The organism is Mariniflexile sp. HMF6888 (assembly GCF_044335535.1).
In the GTDB taxonomy this organism is placed as follows: domain Bacteria; phylum Bacteroidota; class Bacteroidia; order Flavobacteriales; family Flavobacteriaceae; genus Mariniflexile.
Window position 1 is genome coordinate 1 of the sequence record NZ_JBIQVZ010000026.1, and the last position, 866, is coordinate 866.

Below are 866 nucleotides of genomic sequence, written 5' to 3' on the forward strand. Positions count from 1 at the left end.
CCAGGAACCTACGCATATTATGTTAGGGATGCCAATGCCTGTACAGCCAATGTATCCAACGGGATAACCATTGATCCATTGCCAGTATTGGCGGTTACTTTGGATACGACCAATGCCACCATAAACTGTGCCGGAGATGCCACAGGTGTTATCATAGCCGAAGCAGAAGGAGGTTTGGGCAATTACGTGTACACCTTACAGGATGCTTTGGGCAACGACCTAGCGGGAGCCGTACAGAACAGCCCCGGGGTATTTACAGAGCTATTGATAGGAACGTACCAGGTACAGGTTGACAGTGGCGATTGCTTGTCCATAAGTGAACAGGTAACAATTACGGAACCAGATTTGCCGTTAGAGGTCGAGTATACGGTAACCAATGTGATGTGCAACGGGAATAACGATGGAGTGATAGAGATCGTTGCTACCGGAGGTACCGGTATCATCAAGTATGCCATTTCGCCCCAGCTGAACCAATTCTTTGACGGGCCAATTTTTGATAACCTGGCCCCTGGCGCTTACCAGGCCATCGCACAGGACGAGCTGGGATGCTATGTCCTGATCGATTTTACGGTAGAGCAACCAGACCCGCAGTCGGTAACCATAGTGCCAAACTCACTTGTCCCCGAGGTGTGCCAGGGGGATATGGACGGCGAGTTCAGCATCGAGGTTTCAGGGGGCACGGCGCCCTACAGTGTTGTCCTGGACGATATTGAAGGCGTTTATACCACGGGAGCACCGGCCCAGACACAATTCACGTTCCCTAATTTGGCAGGGGGCGACCATATCGTGTACGTTCGCGATGCCCAGGGCTGCGAGACCGAATGGAACATCAGCTTCCCGGAATCCGTGGCCATTGACCCCGAAGT

General features: G+C 52.4%; 1 protein-coding gene. It reads left to right on the forward strand.

Annotation, left to right across the window (positions count from 1 at the left end):
• The coding region (locus ACGLWY_RS18635; protein WP_396621184.1) for a SprB repeat-containing protein at positions 1-866 on the forward strand (866 nt) is incomplete at both ends.